This window comes from Saccharibacillus sacchari DSM 19268 (assembly GCF_000585395.1).
GTDB lineage: Bacteria > Bacillota > Bacilli > Paenibacillales > Paenibacillaceae > Saccharibacillus > Saccharibacillus sacchari.
The window spans coordinates 2,737,290-2,754,308 of record NZ_KK073875.1; the positions used below are offsets into that span (position 1 = coordinate 2,737,290).

A 17,019-nucleotide genomic window follows, 5' to 3' on the forward strand; every position below is an offset into this window, starting at 1 on the left:
CGATCCGATTGGCTTAAGATAGAACACAAATGATTGATTTTCGGAGCGAACGAGTACTTTGTCGCGGCTAAACGCGAACCTGTCGTTTGAAGCGGCGCAAAGTATTGGGCTTCCGCAATATTTTGGAGGAATTTTTTTATGACAGACGATTCGACATATCCGCATCATGCGGCCGGCTCGGCCGTATTTCGAAATCGGTATAGAGGCGATTGCGAAAACTGCTTCGGCCTCTGCTGCGCGGCTTTGCCGTTCTCGGTATCCGTCGATTTCGCGATCGACAAAGCAGCCGGCGAACCGTGCCGGAACTTGCGCGAAGACTTCCGCTGCGGCATTCATACGAAGCTTCGGGATACCGGCTTCCGCGGATGCACGGTATACGATTGCTACGGAGCGGGACAAAAGGTTTCGCAAGAGACCTTCAAAGGCGTGAGTTGGCGCGAGCGTCCGGAGACGGCGCGCGCCATGTTCGAAGTGCTGCCGATCGTCTGGCAGCTTCACGAGCTGATGTTGTATATCGAGGAGCTGCTCGGCCGTCCGGCGGCCTCGGTGCTCCATGCAGGGCTGCGTGAGGAGCTGATCGAGATCGAGCGCCTCACGCGGCTTGAACCCGACGCGCTGCGGGAGCTGAGCGTCTCCGCGTTGCGCGCGAAAGTGAACGGGCTGCTGCTGGAAGGCAGCGAGCTGGTTCGCGCCGAAGCGAAGCGCCGCCATGCTTCGCATAGCGAGGAAGCCCCGCGCGTGAAGCCGAATTCGCGCGGCGGCAAACACGGGAAAAGCGGCAAAGCAGGCCGCAAGCCGGTGATCGGTCGCGGTGCCGATCTTGTGGGCGCCGATTTGCGCGGGGAAGATCTGCGCGCGGCGAACCTGCGCGGGGCTTACCTCATCGCCGCCAATTTGAGCGGCGTCGACCTGCGCGAAGCCGATCTGATCGGTGCCGACTTCCGGGATGCCGATCTGCGCGGCGCCAACCTGGCAGGCGTGCTGTTCCTGACTCAAGTTCAACTGAATGCAGCCAAAGGGGATGCGCGAACCCTCCTTCCGCCGGGGCTGGAACGCCCGGGACATTGGAATGCGGTTGGTTAATCCGAAAATTATCGAAAAGAGGACGCGAAGATGAAGCTGCCGGAATCTATTCGTCTGTCGGCTGCCGAGCCGTCAGACGCCGATCGTCTCGCCGAGCTTCGGGCGGAGGCGTTATTCGAATCATTGAATCAATTGGGACGCTATAGCGAGCAGGGGGTGCGCGAGCGGTTTCATCGTTCTTTCGACCCTGCTTTCACCCGGATCATCGAGACCGATGGTGAATTTGCGGGATGTATCGCGCTTAAGCCTGCGGAGGACGGATATTTGCTGGAGCATTTTTATTTGCGGCAGGAAACGAGAGGCAGCGGAGTCGGAGCCGAGGTGCTTGGCCGCGTGCTGGCGGAAGCCGCTTTGGCCGACCCGGCTGCGGCCGTCCGCTTGAACGTGCTGCAAGGAAGCGCGGCGCGCCGTTTGTACGAGCGCTTCGGATTCGAGACGGAGAGCGAAGACGAGATCGACGTCTTTATGATTTTGCGTCCCGAACCCGAAGCTTGAGCGGTTTATAAGGAGGTCAATCAACATGAAGCATAATCGTCTGGGCAACAGCGGGTTATGGGTATCTGAATTAGGACTCGGCACGAATGCGTTCGGCAAGCGTGCCGACGAGCAAACGTCGATTCGCGTCATCGATGCTGCCCTGGATGGCGGGATCAACTTTATCGATACGGCTAATATCTATGCGGGTACAGAGTCCGAACGCATCATCGGAAAAGCATTGGAGGGTAGGCGCGACAAAGTTGTACTGACGACAAAGGCAGGTCTTCCGCGAGGAACGGGACCGGACGAACGAGGCTCTTCCCGCCGTCATCTGCAACGAGAGCTTGAAGAAAGTCTCCAACGCTTGAAAACGGATCATGTCGATCTGTATCAGATTCATACCTTTGACCCTTATACGCCGCTGGAGGAGACGCTTCGCGCGCTGGATGACTTTATAGCTTCGGGCAAGGTACGGTATATCGGCGCGTCCAACTATGCGGCTTGGGAATTCATGAAGTCGCTTGGAATCAGCGAGCGTAACGGATACGTCCGCTATATCTCCAGCCAAACCAGCTATTCGCTGGCAGATCGGACGCCGGAGCAGGAATTGATTCCGATGTGCCTGGATCAGGGCGTCGGCATCATTCCGTATTTCCCGCTTGCCGGAGGGATTCTGAGCGGAAAATATAGCACGGGCGACGCGTCTCCGTCCGGTTCGAGAGCGGAAACGGATCCGAATTTCAAGCGGTTTTTGAATGAGCGTTATTTGGAGCTGGGTCGTCAAGTCGGCGAACTGGCAGCGGCTAACCATACGACTCCAAGCGTTCTGTCGCTCGCTTGGCTAATGCGCCGTCCAGCGGTTTCGACCGTAATCGTTGGCGCTACGCGTCCCGGGCAAGTCGAAGCGAACCTGGAGAGCATACGCTTTGAACCAAGTGCCGAGTTGCTGAAGCAGTTGGATGAAATCAGCATGCCGTTCCGCTCCGGGGAGCCTTTTGCCGTATATCGCTTGGATTGAATAGTTGCGCAGCGTGAAGCCGATCCGTCCCGGGTCGGCTTTTTGGCAGGTATGCGATAAATCTGCCGGACCCGAAGCGCTACTTCCACCCTATTCTACTTGTGCATATGCACAACGAATTTCGTCTTTTCATCAATATCTTTTCCTATTCGTGAAAGCCTATACTGAAAGCGTGTTCAACAATAGCTGTGGCGTTTGGGAGGATGTAAGATGGATGGACTGACAATCAGCTGGATCGGGGCGTTAGTAGGTTTGGCGCTGGCGATTATTCTGATCCTGCGTAAGCTTAATCCGGTATATGCGTTGTTTTTGGGTGCAATTGTAGGCGCTTTAATCGGAGGCGCGAATCTGGAAGAAACGGTTAACGTCTTGGTCAACGGCACGCAGAGCGTCATGGGTACGGTGCTGCGGGTTCTGGCGGCAGGCGTGCTGGCCGGCGTGATGATGGAGTCGGGCGCGGCAGAGACGATCGCTCAGGCGATCGTACGCAAATTCGGCGGAAGCCGGGCGATTCTGGCGCTGGCGCTCGCCACGATGATTATTACCGCCGTCGGCGTATTTATTCCGGTCGCCGTCTTGATCGTCGCGCCGATCGCCCTATCGGTCGGCAACAAAATGGGCATTTCCAAAGTCGCGCTTCTGCTGGCCCTCTCGGGCGGCGGCAAAGCGGGTAACATTATTTCGCCGAACCCCAATACGATTGCGGCGGCGCGCGGCTTCGATCTGGATCTGAGCCAGGTCATGCTGGGCGGGTTCGTTCCTGCCGTATGCGGACTGCTGATGACAGTATGGGTCGCTTCGCTGCTCAAAAATAAAGGCATCAAAGTGACGGACGACGAGGTTCCCGGCGGCGAAGTCGATATGTCCAAGTATCCGCCGCTCGGCCGTGCAGTTGTTGCGCCGCTGGTCGCTGTCATCCTGCTGATGATTAACCCGATCGGTTCGATCTCGGGGATCGAAGCGCTGGCGAATTTCAAAGTGGACGCGATGTACATTCTGCCGCTGGCCGGCATTATCGGGATGCTCGCCATGAAGCAGGGAAACAAGATTTTGCAATACACGGCTTCCGGCTTGAACAAAATGACCGCAACCGTGCTGATTCTGATCGGTGCAGGCGGCATCGCGGGGCTGATCTCCGCATCCGATCTGTCGACGCAGGTGGTGGCCTTGATCGACGCATCCGGCATCTCGGGCACGTTCTTGGCGCCGATCTCCGGGATCTTGATGGCCGCGGCGACCGCTTCGACCTCGACCGGCGTTATTTTGGCGACAGGTTCGTTCGGCGAAGCGATTCTGAACATGGGCACGGCTCCGCTCGCGGCGGCCGTCATGGTCCATACCGGCGCGACCGTGATCGACTCCTTGCCGCAGGGCAACTATTTCCACGTGACCGCCGACGCGATGAAGATGACGATTCGTCAGCGCATGGGGTTGATCCCGTACGAGGCGATTGTAGGCGGTACGATGATGATTGTCGCGACGATTCTGTACGGATTCATTTTGTAATCGATAACGATGAGGAAAAAGGAGTGATTTCATGAGCAGGAAAACCTTTCTGTTGGCACCCGATTCGTTCAAGGAGAGCATGACGGCCAAAGAAGTCTGTATCGCGATGGAAAAAGGACTCAGCCGGGTCTATCCCGACGCCCGTTTTATCCACGTGCCGATGGCTGACGGAGGCGAAGGCACGGTGCAGTCGCTGGTCGACGCATCCGGCGGCAGCCTGCACACGAAGCAAGTGACGGGTCCGCTGGGTCTTCCGGTGACGGCGAGCTTCGGATTGCTGGGCGACGGCGAAACGGCGGCGATCGAGATGGCTTCGGCGAGCGGGATTCATTTCGTGACGAAGGAAACGAAAAATCCGCTGCTGACGACCACGTACGGCACCGGCGAGTTGATTCGGGAATGTCTGGATCGCGGCGTAAAAAAGATTCTGATCGGCATCGGCGGCAGTGCCACTAACGACGGGGGAGCCGGAATGGCCGAAGCGCTCGGCGCGAAATTTTTGGATGAAAAAGGCCAGGAGATTCCGCGCGGCGGCGGGGGGTTGGCTCGCCTGTCGAAGATCGATACATCGGGGCTGGATGCGCGTTTGCAAGGCGTGGAGATCGTGGTTGCCTGCGACGTGACCAATCCGCTGTGCGGCGAGCACGGCGCATCGGCTGTATTCGGGCCGCAAAAAGGCGCGACTCCGGAGATGGTGCAGACGCTCGATGCCAATCTGGCGCATTATGCCGACGTGATCGCCGGGCAGCTCGACCGTGACGTTCGCGATGTGCCGGGCGCGGGCGCGGCAGGCGGATTGGGTGCGGGATTGTTGGTGTTTACCGCTTCCGAGCTGCGCAAAGGCGTGGAGATCGTGTTGGACTATACGGAACTTGAACGCAAGGCCGGCGAAGCGGATCTCGTATTCACGGGCGAAGGCGGGATCGATTTCCAGACGAAATTCGGCAAAACGCCTTACGGCGTCGCGGCCGCGGCCAAGCGTGCCGGGAAAAAGGTTGTCGCGGTCGCGGGCTATGTCGGAGACGGGGTCGAGACGCTGTACGACGAAGGCATCGACGCGATCTTCGGCATTGTTCCGGGAGCGGGCGAATTGCCGGAATTGCTGGCGGCAGGTCCCGAAAACGTGGCGCGGACTTGCGAAAATATTGCGCGCGTGCTGAAATTTGCGGATTGAGCATAAAGGTATCGTTTATAAGGGCAGCCGGCTTCTCCCAACGGAGGAGCCGGCCTTTTTTTGTTGTCTTGGCACGCTGCTATCTGCTTTTACAAAGGGTTCGCCGGTGCATGTTATTCTGACTATTCTCGACTTATCGATACTCGGCTAACAGATCGTGCACGAGCTGGAATAGCTCCAACACTTTACGCGGGTCGCGTCCGGTCAGCTCGGCGATCCGCTTTAATCGGTATTGCAGCGTGTTGCGATGGATGTTAAGTCGGTCGGCGCTTCCCGACATATTGCCGTCCTGCTCGACGAAAACCCGAAGAGTGTCCAGCAGGTCGGGATGCTCGGCAAGTTTGGCGGTTGCGCGAAGGCGAGGGGCTATGTCAACTTGAGCAAGCCCGGCGAGAAAAGAGACTTCATGGAAACGGATCAAGTTTGCAGACGGTTTTAGCGCGTCTTGAACGTGCAGCGCGGAGCGGGCTTGAACAAAGCTGTCCGCGATCGATTCCTCCGGCCTTCCGATTGCAATCCGTAGACGGGGCTGTTCATGCCGTAGCGCTTCCGCGAGTTTTTCCGAAGCGGGTTCTCCCTGAACGAGCACCAGATAAACGTCCTCCTCCAGCCGGAATACAGGAACCCGCAGTAACGACGCCGAGGCGTCTTTTTCCGCTTCAAAGCCTGTCAGGTAAAGCACCTGCGTCGGCAGTGCGAGGTCGAGTCCGTATCCGGCGGCTTCTTTTTTGATCTTTTGCGTATAGGTTCCGCGATGTTCGAGCAGCATGCGAATAAACGCGGAGCGGCGATTTTCTTCATGGGCTAACGTTTCGAGGGCGGTCTTCTGTTCAACAAGCAAAGAGACGGTCGTGCGCACGATGTTGCAAAAAGGGCGCACTTCATCAGGCTCGCCGCTGATTCCGATCACGCCGACGCGTTTATCGCCGATCACGATCGGTTCATTGGTGCCTTTTTTCTCGAATTTGCCGTCTTCCAGCACTTCAACCCTTCTTCCCGTAGCCAGAGCGCGTACGGCCGCTTCATGAACGGTACCGATTCGCTCATGATTTCCGCTGCCGACGATAACGCCGCGGTCGTTCATGATGTTTATATTGTAGGGAATGTCCTGCATCATCTTATCGACGATCTCTTGCGCTTGCTTTTCCGAGAGTTGAAACATATTGCTCACGCTTCCTTTTCCGATTGTGCGTTCGAACAATGATTATAACCGTTCTCATTCGGATTTCCCATGACTTTTTGATGAATCGGTTGTATACTCTTGGCACGTGATCGGGGTGAGAACATAGTAACAGCAGGCGATTCGGGTTTCCCGTGCACGAGATGCAGGGGCGAACCCTTTGCAAACCGTCTTAAAACGTACCCGCGAATGCCGATCACCGCCGCGATTTGCGGCAATTAAGGATTCTTCATAATTTTTATGGACGGTTCTGCAAGCACATGGTCTAAACTAGAGTTAACGCAGCAGGCTGCTTCAAACAAATGTTAACAATTGTTTAGGATTGTTTAATCCGCCATTCGAATGTATTTTAAACATATAAGATATAGTAAAAGGTATTCCCGACCGCCCAAATTCTATCGAAATCGAGGGACAGGTATGAAAATTTTGATTACAACCGAATGTTACCGGCCAATCATCAACGGAGTCGTCACCTCGGTGGTCAATCTGCAAAGCGAACTGGAGAAGAACGGGCATGAAGTCCGGATCTTAACGTTGTCTCCGGATGCGCGTTCGTTCGAGCAAGACGGCGTTACTTATATAGGTTCTGTAGCGGCCCTGTATCCGGGTGTGCGTACAGCGCTGCGCGTACACCGCAGAGAGCTTCGGTCGCTGCTCGACTGGAAGCCGGACGTGGTCCATTCGCAATGCGAATTCAGCACGTTCCGCATGGCCCGATACATAGCCGGGAAGCTTAATATCCCGATCGTTCATACTTATCATACGGTGTACGAAGATTACACCCATTACTTCTCGCCGAGCCAGACTTGGGGAAAAGCGGCCGTTGCCTGGTTCTCGCGCAATACGCTGCGGCATGTGCAGTGCGTCGTGGCGCCGACGGAGAAGGTGCACGGCTTGCTCACAGGCTACGGCGTACCGGGCGATATTCAGATTGTGCCTACCGGTGTCGATCTGGGACAATTCCAAACGGAGTTGTCCGATGAACGTCGCTCGCTTCTAAGGAAGAAACTCGGACTGACCGAAAAAGATGTTGTACTCGTTTCCGTCGGAAGGTTAGCCAAGGAAAAGAATCTGGAAGAGATTCTTCGATTCGCGTCGGAGTACCCATCCCCGGGCGTCAAGCTGCTGGTCGTCGGCGACGGCCCGCATCGGTCTTCGCTGGAACGTTACGCGGCGGAGTTGGGCTTGGGAGATCGAATCGCATTTGCGGGGATGGTTCAACCGCATGAAGTTGCCGATTATTATCGACTGGGGGATCTGTTCGTCAGCGCTTCCAACAGCGAGACGCAGGGGCTTACCTATATTGAAGCGATGGCTTCGGGACTGCCCGTATTGTGCCGCCGCGACGATTGCTTGAAAGGCGTTGTCGATACCGGCGTGAACGGCTGGCAATACGAATCGTTTGAGCAATTTAAGGAAGCTTTGTCTTCGGTCTTGAACAGTCGCGAACGGCTTATCGAGCTAGGCGAGCATGCTCGTCATAAGGCATTGGGCAAGTATTCGTCTTCGGCATTTGCCGAGAGCGCCGAACAAATCTATGTCAGAGCCATTGCGGCGTACCGGCCGATTCCGAGTCGTCTGCTGCTGCCTGCGGCTACGAAGGCGGCAATTAAGTAAGAAGGAGATCTCGTCCCATTTCACGAATCGGAGGAACCGACTATGAAGCCCTTTTCGCTTCGAATCATGATGAATGCCTCGACCGCTGCGGGTCTTGCAGCCTGCGCGGCTCTCGCGTTCTACGGCTTCTATACGGGCATCTTCCGTTCACAGGAGTCGCTGGGCGCTTTTCTGGAAGGCTTCGGCGTCTGGGCGCCGCTGATCTTCGTCGTATTCCAGGCTGTGCAGGTCGTGATTCCGATTCTGCCGGGAGGCATCGGATGCGTGGCGGGGATATTGGTCTTCGGGCCGTTGGCCGGATTTATCTATAATTACGTGGGTATCTGCCTAGGCTCCCTTGCGGCGTTCCTGTTGGCGCGAAAGTACGGGCAACCGATTATCGAGAGCATGTTCAGTCCGAAGGTTCGGGCTAAATATAATCATTGGACGGAAGGGCGCCGCTTCAATAACCTGTTCGCCGTGGCGATCTTCATGCCGGTCGCGCCCGATGATTTCCTGTGCTACCTGGCCGGAACGACCAAGATGACGTTCCGCCGTTTTACCGCGATCATCCTGCTGGGCAAGCCGCTGGCGATTGCGGCTTACAGCTTCGGTCTAAGCACGGCGATCACTTATTTCGCAAGACTATTCGGCATTGTATAAGAGAGCAGGCGTCGTAGCGGCTTGCCACGCTCCCATAGCAGGGTTACGCTTCGGAAGGGCAGGGATTTTTCATGAAAATATTGTTGTATGCCGGCTCGTTAAAAACGGTGAGCCGCAGCGGCGTAGGCGAAGCGATCCGTCATCAGCGCGAGGCGATGGAGCGGCTTGGCGTCGATTATACGATGGACGAGCAGGACGATTACGACCTCGTGCATCTGAATACCATCTTCCCGGATTCGCTGCGAATGGCGCGCAGAGCGAAACGCAAAGGCAAAAAAGTCGTCTACCACGCCCACTCCACCATGGAGGATTTTCGCAATTCGTTTATCGGCTCCAACCTGGCTGCGCCGCTGTTCAAGCAGTGGATTTTGCGCTGCTATCGCAGTGCCGACTTGCTGATTACCCCGACCGAGTATTCAAAAGGATTGATTCAAGCCTATGGAAAGATTCCGCCGATCGTAAGTCTGTCGAACGGCGTGGATAGCGCTTTTTTTGCACCGGATACGGAGGCGGGTCAACGTTTCCGCCGCAAGCACGGGTTGTCGGGCGAGACGAAAGTCGTCATCTCCGTCGGCCACTATATCGAGCGCAAAGGGGTATTGGACTTCGTTGAACTGGCGCGCCGAATGCCGGATCACGAATTTTACTGGTTCGGCTTCACGCCGCTGTATATGGTACCCGCCAAAATTCGCGAAGCGGTCGAGAGTAAACTGCCGAACTTGCATTTTCCGGGCTACGTGAATCGGGATGAGCTGCGGGACGCGTATTGCGGCAGCGATCTGTTCTTGTTTGCCACGCATGAGGAGACGGAAGGGATTGTGCTGCTGGAGGCGCTGGCTGCGGGGATTCCGGTACTGGTGCGCGACCTGCCGATCTATGCGGAGTGGCTGGAGGATGGCGGCACGGTATACAAGGCTCGCGATCTGGAGACATTCGAACGCGGGATTCGGGGGATTACGGAGCGCGCGCTGCCTGACCTGACCGAGAACGGCCGGAAGCTTGCGTTCGGTCTGGATCTGGATGCGGTAGGACGAAGATTGGTTGAGTTGTACGCGAATGCGTTACATAGCGGGACGGAGAAGCCGAAGGCGCAGGTGCTGCGGCCGGAGGCTTAACGAGTTGATTTTATTATAGGTAAAAAAGAACCCTTGTCGCCGTCGCGGCCTGCTTATCTTCGGATAAACGGGTCGCGGGGCGAACAGGGTTCTTTTTTAAAGAAAAATCGATCGCTGCAATACGACTCTCGATGGCGCGCTGCCGATTTTTTTCAAACTAAGCTTAAGGCAGTTGATTCCCCGCCGCGCGGTAAATGCCGTACCACTCTTCGCGGGACAGTTTCACTTCGCTTGCCTTGATGCAGTCCTTGATGCGCTGAATGTTCATCGTGCCGGTTACGGGCTGCATGTTCGCCGGGTGACGCAGCAGCCACGCGATCGCGATCGTCGTGTTGCTTACGCCGTGCGCTTCGGCAACTTTGTTGATCTCCGCGTTAAGCTCCGGGAACTTCTCGTTGTCCAGGAAGACGCCTTCGAAGAATCCGTACTGGAACGGCGACCACGGTTGAATGGTAATGTCGTGCAGACGGCAGTAGTCGAGAATGCTTCCGTCGCGGTCTACCGACTCGTCGATCAGCATGTTCACGTTGACGCCGTTGGAGATCATGTTGGCGTTCGTGATGCTGAGTTGAAGCTGATTGGCGACGAGCGGCTGTTTCACGTACTTTTTCAAAAGCTCGATCTGCATCGGCTTCTGGTTGGATACGCCGAAATGACGGACTTTGCCCGAAGCTTCCAACTGGTCGAACGCTTCCGCGACTTCTTCCGGCTCAACGAGCGCGTCCGGGCGGTGCAGCAGCAGAACGTCCAAGTATTCCGTGTTCAAGCGCTTCAGAATGCCGTCGACGGAAGAAAGGATATGTTCTTTGGAAAAGTCGAATTGTCCTTGGCGAATGCCGCACTTGGACTGGAGAATCAGCTTCTCGCGCACGGTCGGGCTCATATGTACCGCTTCCGCAAAAATCTCCTCGCATTGACCCCCGCCGTAGATGTCCGCATGATCGAAGAAATTCGCGCCTTCGTCCAGCGAAGTCTGCACGAACGCTTCCGCTTCCTGTTTCTCCAGCGAGTTGATGCGCATGCAGCCGACAGCGACCACCGGTACGTCGAGGTTGCTTGTTCCGAGCTTGATCGTTCTCATGATTCGATTTCCTCCTTAGTATATATCCATAGGCTATGTTCGAAAGAAAAGTGCTCGCGAATGGCAAGACACTATAATTTTTACATAAAAGAAAAGCGGTTTCAAGATGACTAAGCAAGAATAGAGCGTACTTTCCCCTTTTTTGGTTAATGTATTTGTTACTACCAGAAAGGAGTGAATGGTATGCCAATCGGAGCTTATGGGCTGTTGTTTCCGGGCATCGCCCTGATTCTGTTGGGTGTGTTGTACTTGCGTCGAGGGTTCCTTCCCAAGCCGGAGCCTTATCGAAAAAGCGAGGACTGGGGGCATGGCGGTGCCGTTCCGCGCGAACGTACAGCCAAATTGGCAGCGGGAAGCGCTCTGGTGATCGCCGGAATCATTCTAATTGTCTTTTTCGCAGCGGTTCCGTCTTTGTTTCCGCTGTTCGAATAACACTGTCCAAAAACAACACTTGAAATCTCCACCGAAAAAGCCGATAATGAGTATATAAAATAATTATAGTTACTTACTTTATTTAGTATAACTATCCGAACCTCAAAAGTCGGCTTATCGAAAAGGAGATTCAATCATGGAAATCGGTATCAGTACCTTTGTAGAAACAACCCCGGCAGACGGGAACGGGCCTACGATCAGCCACGCGGAGCGCATTCGCCAAGTCGTCGAGGAGATCGTGCTTGCGGACAAAGTCGGTCTCGACGTATTCGGCGTAGGCGAACATCATCGCGCGGACTATGCAGCATCCGCTCCGGCGGTCATTTTGGCTGCGGCCGCGGCGCGTACGGAAAACATTCGTTTGACGAGTGCCGTTACGGTGCTTTCGTCGGCCGATCCGGTGCGCGTCTTCCAAGACTTTTCCACCGTGGACGCGATTTCGAACGGCCGCGCGGAAATCATGGCGGGACGCGGATCGTTTATCGAATCGTTCCCGCTGTTCGGCTACGACCTGAACGATTACGACGAGTTGTTCGACGAGAAACTGGAATTGCTGCTCAAAATTCAGGAGTCGGAGATCGTGGATTGGAAAGGCGGCCATCGCCCTGCAATCAAGAGCCGCGGCGTGTATCCGCGTCCGGTCCAGGAAAAGCTCCCGATCTGGATCGGCAGCGGCGGTAATCAGGAATCCGTGGTGCGCGCGGGTCTGCTGAATCTTCCGCTCGTATTGGCGATTATCGGCGGACGTCCCGCGCAATTCGCGCCGCTGGTCGACCTGTACAAACGCGCGGCGGAACACGGCGGGAATGATGCTTCCCTGCTTCCGGTCGCTTCCCACTCGCACGGCTTCGTCGGCGAGAGCGACGACATCGCTGCGGACAAATTCTTCCCTTCGATGCAGTATGCCATGACCGTTCTGGGCAAAGAACGCGGTTGGGGTCCTTATACGCGTCAAGGTTTCGATGCCCTGCGCGGACCGGAAGGCGCTCTGTATGTCGGCAGCCCGGAGACGGTCGCGAAAAAAATCATCGATCTGCGCAAAAAGGTGGGCATTACCCGCTTCATGCTGCATACGCCGGTCGGCACGATGAAAAATCACGACGATGTGCTGCGTTCGGTTGAACTGCTAGGCACGAAAGTCGCTCCGATCGTACGCGAAGAGATCGCGGCATGGGAAGCGGCCGGACAGCCGGAGGATTAAGTACCTTGTCAACGCTAAAAGTAAGGTTGTGTTCGACTGAGATTTCGTACCTAAAGCGTGTACGAAGTCTCCAACGGAAACGCACCTAAAGCGTGTGCGTTTCAGTCGAACACAACCTCTGATTAAGAGTTGACAAGCTATTAAGTTCAGTTATCTCGATAACTGCATATATCCGTTTAAATCTGTCCTATGCTTTCGTACTCGGAAAATAACTGCAAATCTCCATTTAAATGAGGGGATTTCCGCTCGATTCGGATGGTTTTCTTCAAATAACTGTATGTGTGCAGTTATTTGATGCTCAAACGTATCTGCTCTCAGAATAACTGTATTTACGTAGTTATTTGCTACGCTTAGCTGCGACGCCCTTATGCTCATCTTTTAAAAGCGAGCCTGCGATATTACATCGCAGGCTTTTTCTGCTGCCCGATTTCTTTTATTTTTCGAATATTCCTTTACAGGAATATTCGGTTCGGTTATAGTAGACGTATCTTAAGGCAGAACGCGAAAAGAGGTGATCTTGCGCAGGCTCAGCGGGTGCGACAAAGGAAATGCCGCCGGGTTGCAAGGCTGCGCAAAAACGATATGAACGAAGAAAATATCGCGGTATTCGCCGCTTTGGCTGAACCGAGCCGAATGCGGATGGTCTCGCTGCTGCGCAGCGGGCCGCTGAGCGTGGGTGAGATCGCGGAGCGGTTGCAGATCCGCCAGCCTCAAGCTTCAAAGCATCTCAAGGTGCTTCAACAAGCGGGCATCGTCGAAGTTGAAGCCGATGCCAATCGCAGGCATTATCGGCTTCGGGCGGAACCTTTTCAAGAGCTGGAACTTTGGCTGACAGGTTATCGGGAGCTGTGGAACGAACGTTTCGACCGACTGGACGATTATTTGAAAAACATGCCGGATTGAACGCAGAATGACGAAGACGACTGCGTAACGCGTACCATCATAAATTGATGATTTCGGGGAGGGTTTCGACATGGGAGAAATGACAATTAAGGCCGAAGGACTGGAATTCGCAATGGAACGCGTGTTCAACGCATCACGTGACAAGGTATTTGCCGCATTTACGGAGTGCGAGCACTTGAAGCATTGGTGGGGACCCCGTGGCTGGGAACTTACCGCGTGCAACCTCGATTTCCGTCCGGAAGGCGCTTGGCACTATTGCATGACGTGCAAGGACGAGTCGCAGGGCGAATTCTTCGGCATGGAATCGTGGGGCAAAGCCGTCTATCGGGCGATCGACGCGCCGAACTCCATCGTCTATACGGATTATTTCTCAGATGCCGAAGGCACCCTCAACGAAGATATGCCGCCGTCCGACACCACGCTTGTTTTCGAGGAAGTCGAAGGCGGAACCAAAGTCATCTCCCGCACGTTGTATGATTCCGAAGAGTCGCTCAAGACAGTGATGGAAATGGGCATGGAGCAGGGCATTCGCGAGACTTGGGATCGACTGGACGAATATCTGGGCTAAGTTGAGCATTCGCTGGAGGTGGTACGATGGGCAAGGTAACGTCGAGAGTCGAACCGCTGGAACTGATCCTGGAGAAAAGCTTTGGCGTATCCCCGGAGACTCTATTCGATGCGTTGACGCAATCGGAGCATCTGAGACGTTGGTGGGCGCCGGGAGATTGGGAATTGACGGCATGCGAGGTTGATTTTCGCGTCGACGGCTCTTGGTTCTATGCGATGAAATATACGGGTCAAACGCCGGGAGACCTGTATGGTACGGACGCAGGCGGCAGATGGCTGTATCGGGAGATCGATAAGCCCCGTTCCTTCACTTTTATCGACCTTTTTGCAGATGCCAATAATGTGATTGACGAGATTATGCCGCAAGGAGCGGTAACGATGCTCTTTGCCGATCACGAGGAGGGAACGCGGCTCACCGTGCGCATGCGGTATGACTCCGAGGATGATCTGAATACCATGATCGACATCGGAATGGAGCAAGGCATGGGCGATGTGCTGGAACGTTTGGAGGCCTATCTCATTTGATCCGCTCGCCGAATACAGCAATAGACGCAAATCAACGAAGCCGCCGGCACCATCGCCAGCGGCTTTTTAGTATGCGGATTCGTTTCGAAGCGAAAAACTTCGGGAAGAATCTGCGCTTTTTTTAACGAAATACCTTCTTCTGAAGCAACTCCAACGCCTCTTCCAACTCCTTCAACTCGTCCTCCGTCAACCCGGCGATCCGCTGCTCGAATCCTTGCTGGGCTTGCGCGAACACGCGTCCCATCATCGCTTGCCCGTCTGTCGACAACCGGAACAGCTGGCGTCGTCGATCGACGTCGTCCGTCGCTTTTTCACAGAGTCTTTTTTCCGTCAGCTTGCGCAATTCGCGGCTTGTATTCGGCAGCGACAGGTCCACGCAATCCGCGATCTCGCTCGGCGTTACGGGCTGGCTGACCATCATATACTCCAAAATTTTATATTGAACGGGCGTGACGTCTTCGTTCTTCACGCCCCGGGTCAACTCGTGGCTGACTTCGTGCAGGTCTGCCGTGAACGCAACGAATTTTTGAAACAAAGTACCATGATCCATGTTCTCACCTCTTGCACCCAACATAGCAAAAAACTTATCCATATACAATTATCATTTGACAACTATAAGTCATGCGTGATACCTTTTTGTTATCAAAAGATAAGTAAATGGAGGCGTTATTAATGAACATGCTGTTGATTTATGCTCACCCTAACCATAAAAGCTTGAGTTACTCGTTCATGGAGCAGGTGTTGCGCGGCGCTGACGAGAATGCGCAGGTTAACGAAACCCGAGTGCTTGATTTGTACGAAGAAGGCTTCGATCCGGTGCTGATGTTCAATGAAGAGAAAAGAAGACGGGATATGCATATCGACCCGGAACTGGCGCGCCATCGCGAGCTGATGCTGTGGGCGGATAAGATCGTGTTGATCTATCCGATCTGGTGGGGGCGTCCGCCTGCGATGCTGATGGGCTTCATCGACAAGATGTTTGCGTCCAACTTCGCGTACCGCGACAAAGGCGGCCTGCTGCCGGAAGGTCTGCTCAAAGGCAAATCGGTCGTCTGTGTTTCCGTGATGAAGGGGCCGACCGGGTACCTGCAATTGTGGCTGGGCAACGCTCACCGCATTCTGATGCGCAAGGCGCTGTTCAACTACGTCGGGATTAAAAAAGTGAAATTTTTCGAATTCGGCAATATGGAAAGTCCGAAAGGCAAGCATGAGCAAAAGCTGGAGAAGGTGTATCGCTATTTCCGGGCGGTTACGAGCTAATTCCTACTCTTTCGGTTTGTATTCAAGATAACTGCGTGCTAAGGTAAAACGGAAGGCCGAAAAGCCGGAATGTCCAACTTACTTAGACGGAGGCGAATCAGTTATGAAAGCACTGTTTATCGGGGGAACGGGCACCATCAGTACGGAGATCACCAAGCTGCTGCTGACGCAGGGGCATGAATTGTATCTGCTGAACCGGGGCAATCGCAACGAGGGGTTGCCGGAAGGCGCGAAAATTTTGAAAGGCGACATCAACGACGAAGCCAAGGTGGCGGAACTGATCGCGGATCTCAACTTCGACGTGGTCGCAGACTTTATCGCATTTACGCCGGAGCAGGTGGAGCGGGACTACCGCCTGTTCAAGGATAAAACGAAACAATATATCTTCATCAGCTCGGCTTCGGCTTACCAGTCGCCGCCGGCGGATTACCGGATCAACGAAGGCACGCCGCTGGCGAATCCGTATTGGGAATATTCCCGCAACAAGATCGCCTGCGAAGATTACTTGATGAAGGAATACCGCGAACAAGGCTTCCCGGTAACCATCGTGCGTCCGAGCCATACCTACAGCGAACGTTCGGTTCCGGTCGGCGTGCACGGCAGCTGCGGGCCTTGGTCCGTGCTCAAGCGTATTCAAGAAGGCAAACCGGTCATCATCCACGGCGACGGCACTTCGCTCTGGACGTTGACCCACAGCCGCGACTTCGCCAAAGGTTTCGTCGGACTGATGGGCAATCTCCATGCCATCGGGGAAGCGGTGCAGATCACCTCGGACGAATCGCTCACCTGGAACCAGATCCATGAGATCATTGCATCCGTGCTCGGCGTGAAGTTGAATCCGCTGTATGTGCCGTCGACGTTCCTGGATGCGGCAAGCGACGAGGATTATCGCGGCAGCCTGCTCGGCGACAAGGCCAATTCCGTCGTATTCGACAATGCGAAGCTGAAGCGCCTCGTGCCGGACTTCGTGGCCGCGACGCGTGCGGACCAAGGTTTGCGCGAAGCCGTCGAATATGCGCTGGCCCATCCGGAAGTTCAAAAAGAAGACGCCGAATTCGATGCTTGGAGCGATCGGATCGCAGCGGCTCTGGAGCGGGCGATTGCGGAAGTGAAAGGCTAATTCATATCGTTAAAAGAAAAATAAACAAGGAAACAAAACCGCTTCGGGCCTGCTGCCAAGCGGTTTTTTCTATACGAAAACAGATATCGGGCATGGAGCGCCTATTTATTTTTGGTTA

18 protein-coding genes are annotated in these 17,019 nt (G+C 54.9%); 15 read left to right on the forward strand and 3 right to left on the reverse strand.

Annotated elements, in window-relative coordinates:
* The first annotated feature begins 138 nt into the window (after positions 1–138).
* The 5 genes from SACSAC_RS11745 (at position 139) to SACSAC_RS11765 (ending at position 5,258) form a co-directional block, all read left to right on the forward strand.
* Positions 139–1,083 carry a pentapeptide repeat-containing protein gene (locus SACSAC_RS11745; protein ID WP_037286528.1) on the forward strand — a complete coding sequence of 315 codons (945 nt, stop codon included), beginning with the start codon at positions 139–141 and terminating at the stop codon, positions 1,081–1,083.
* 30 nt (positions 1,084–1,113) lie between these two features.
* Positions 1,114–1,578 (forward strand): GNAT family N-acetyltransferase, encoded by a 465-nt coding sequence (locus SACSAC_RS11750; RefSeq protein WP_051507057.1) that lies wholly within the window; start codon positions 1,114–1,116, stop codon positions 1,576–1,578.
* 25 nt (positions 1,579–1,603) lie between these two features.
* A complete protein-coding gene (locus SACSAC_RS11755) occupies positions 1,604–2,578 on the forward strand; it encodes an aldo/keto reductase (protein WP_037286531.1) in 975 nt (324 codons plus the stop codon).
* A gap of 210 nt (positions 2,579–2,788) precedes the next feature.
* Positions 2,789–4,084 (forward strand): GntT/GntP/DsdX family permease, encoded by a 1,296-nt coding sequence (locus SACSAC_RS11760; protein WP_037286533.1) that lies wholly within the window; start codon positions 2,789–2,791, stop codon positions 4,082–4,084.
* Positions 4,085–4,115: 31 nt separating this feature from the next.
* Positions 4,116–5,258: a glycerate kinase family protein gene (locus SACSAC_RS11765; RefSeq protein ID WP_037286534.1), complete on the forward strand. Its 1,143-nt coding sequence runs from the start codon at positions 4,116–4,118 to the stop codon at positions 5,256–5,258.
* A 133-nt stretch (positions 5,259–5,391) separates the two neighbouring features.
* On the opposite strand, the gene SACSAC_RS11770 is transcribed toward SACSAC_RS11765, so the two are convergent.
* The gene (locus SACSAC_RS11770; RefSeq protein ID WP_037286537.1) at positions 5,392–6,420 is read right to left on the reverse strand and encodes a CdaR family transcriptional regulator; all 1,029 of its coding nucleotides are present in this window, start codon (positions 6,418–6,420) and stop codon (positions 5,392–5,394) included.
* 435 nt (positions 6,421–6,855) lie between these two features.
* Here SACSAC_RS11770 and SACSAC_RS11775 point away from each other — a divergent pair, with 435 nt between their 5' ends.
* The 3 genes from SACSAC_RS11775 to SACSAC_RS11785 all read left to right on the forward strand — a co-directional run bounded on the left by SACSAC_RS11775 (position 6,856) and on the right by SACSAC_RS11785 (position 9,812).
* On the forward strand, positions 6,856–8,055 hold the full coding sequence (locus SACSAC_RS11775; RefSeq protein WP_037286539.1) for a glycosyltransferase family 4 protein: 1,200 nt from the start codon (positions 6,856–6,858) through the stop codon (positions 8,053–8,055).
* Positions 8,056–8,097: 42 nt separating this feature from the next.
* Positions 8,098–8,697: a TVP38/TMEM64 family protein gene (locus SACSAC_RS11780; RefSeq protein ID WP_037286541.1), complete on the forward strand. Its 600-nt coding sequence runs from the start codon at positions 8,098–8,100 to the stop codon at positions 8,695–8,697.
* Positions 8,698–8,768: 71 nt separating this feature from the next.
* On the forward strand, positions 8,769–9,812 hold the full coding sequence (locus SACSAC_RS11785; protein ID WP_037286543.1) for an LTA glycolipid anchor biosynthesis glycosyltransferase, IagA/BgsA family: 1,044 nt from the start codon (positions 8,769–8,771) through the stop codon (positions 9,810–9,812).
* A gap of 163 nt (positions 9,813–9,975) precedes the next feature.
* On the opposite strand, the gene SACSAC_RS11790 is transcribed toward SACSAC_RS11785, so the two are convergent.
* On the reverse strand, positions 9,976–10,893 hold the full coding sequence (locus tag SACSAC_RS11790) for an aldo/keto reductase (protein ID WP_037286545.1): 918 nt from the start codon (positions 10,891–10,893) through the stop codon (positions 9,976–9,978).
* A gap of 183 nt (positions 10,894–11,076) precedes the next feature.
* Here SACSAC_RS11790 and SACSAC_RS11795 point away from each other — a divergent pair, with 183 nt between their 5' ends.
* The 5 genes from SACSAC_RS11795 (at position 11,077) to SACSAC_RS11815 (ending at position 14,521) form a co-directional block, all read left to right on the forward strand.
* Positions 11,077–11,325: a hypothetical protein gene (locus tag SACSAC_RS11795; protein ID WP_037286547.1), complete on the forward strand. Its 249-nt coding sequence runs from the start codon at positions 11,077–11,079 to the stop codon at positions 11,323–11,325.
* A 136-nt stretch (positions 11,326–11,461) separates the two neighbouring features.
* Complete coding sequence (locus tag SACSAC_RS11800) at positions 11,462–12,526, forward strand: LLM class flavin-dependent oxidoreductase (protein WP_037286550.1); 1,065 nt, start codon at positions 11,462–11,464, stop codon at positions 12,524–12,526.
* Positions 12,527–13,108: 582 nt separating this feature from the next.
* Positions 13,109–13,429 carry an ArsR/SmtB family transcription factor gene (locus SACSAC_RS11805; protein WP_037286553.1) on the forward strand — a complete coding sequence of 107 codons (321 nt, stop codon included), beginning with the start codon at positions 13,109–13,111 and terminating at the stop codon, positions 13,427–13,429.
* Between the two features lie 70 nt (positions 13,430–13,499).
* Complete coding sequence (locus SACSAC_RS11810) at positions 13,500–13,997, forward strand: SRPBCC domain-containing protein (RefSeq protein ID WP_051507058.1); 498 nt, start codon at positions 13,500–13,502, stop codon at positions 13,995–13,997.
* A gap of 26 nt (positions 13,998–14,023) precedes the next feature.
* Entirely contained in the window at positions 14,024–14,521 is a 498-nt protein-coding gene (locus tag SACSAC_RS11815; protein WP_037286554.1) for an SRPBCC family protein, read from the forward strand.
* A gap of 121 nt (positions 14,522–14,642) precedes the next feature.
* On the opposite strand, the gene SACSAC_RS11820 is transcribed toward SACSAC_RS11815, so the two are convergent.
* Positions 14,643–15,071 (reverse strand): MarR family winged helix-turn-helix transcriptional regulator, encoded by a 429-nt coding sequence (locus SACSAC_RS11820; protein ID WP_037286556.1) that lies wholly within the window; start codon positions 15,069–15,071, stop codon positions 14,643–14,645.
* A gap of 122 nt (positions 15,072–15,193) precedes the next feature.
* On the opposite strand from SACSAC_RS11820, the gene SACSAC_RS11825 reads away from it, so the two are divergent.
* Together SACSAC_RS11825 and SACSAC_RS11830 are read left to right on the forward strand one after the other, a co-directional pair.
* A complete protein-coding gene (locus SACSAC_RS11825) occupies positions 15,194–15,781 on the forward strand; it encodes an NAD(P)H-dependent oxidoreductase (RefSeq protein WP_037286558.1) in 588 nt (195 codons plus the stop codon).
* A gap of 103 nt (positions 15,782–15,884) precedes the next feature.
* Positions 15,885–16,901, forward strand: coding sequence for an SDR family oxidoreductase (locus SACSAC_RS11830; RefSeq protein WP_037286561.1), 1,017 nt, complete (start codon positions 15,885–15,887; stop codon positions 16,899–16,901).
* The last annotated feature ends 118 nt before the right edge of the window (positions 16,902–17,019 follow it).